This is a genomic window from Neisseria sp. P0021.S006, from assembly GCF_051956895.1.
The window spans coordinates 1-761 of sequence record NZ_JBQCWZ010000652.1; the positions used below are offsets into that span (position 1 = coordinate 1).

Consider the following 761-nt stretch of genomic DNA (forward strand, 5'->3'; position numbering starts at 1 on the left):
GCTGCGAAGTTGGAATCCGGTATGCACAAACGCAAAGGCTGGCTGAACCGTGATCACAGCAAAGACCAAGAAAAAGCAGCAGTTGAAGCGGCGCGTTTGGAAAAACAAACTGTCGAAACAGCCGAAGCTGGTGTTTCAACTGAAGGCCGTTTTGTTACTGTTACCCGCAATACCTGCGAAACCCAAATTACCGTTAGCCTCAACCTTGACGGTACCGGCAAATACCGCTTGGATACCGGCGTTCCTTTCCTTGAACACATGCTTGCTCAAGTGGCGCGTCATGGTTTGATTGACTTGGATATTACCTGCAAAGGCGATTTGCACATTGACGACCATCACACGGTTGAAGACATCGGTATCGTATTGGGTCAGGCCTTGAAACAAGCACTTGGCAATAAAGCCGGCATTACCCGTTATGGTCATGCCTATGTTCCGTTGGATGAAGCGTTGAGCCGTGTAGTCATCGACCTTTCCGGCCGCCCTGGCTTGGTGTACAACATCGACTTTACCCGCGCCCTGATCGGCTGTTTTGATGTTGATTTGTTTGAAGAATTTTTCCACGGCCTTGTGAATCACAGCATGATGACCTTGCACATCGATAATTTTAGAGGTCGTAATGCACATCATCAAGCCGAGACTGTTTTCAAAGCCTTCGGCCGCGCATTGCGCATGGCGGTTGAATACGATCCGCGCATGATGGGTCAAACGCCTTCTACCAAAGGTACGCTGAGCGAAGAGTCTGTTCAGGAAGAAGCAGAAGC

The 761-nt window shown here is 49.7% G+C and carries 1 protein-coding gene; it reads left to right on the plus strand.

Features of this window, described 5'->3' with window-relative positions; translation table 11 throughout:
• On the plus strand, positions 1-761 hold a 761-nt coding region (hisB, locus tag ACTHUM_RS16265; protein ID WP_440403460.1), incomplete at both ends, for an imidazoleglycerol-phosphate dehydratase HisB.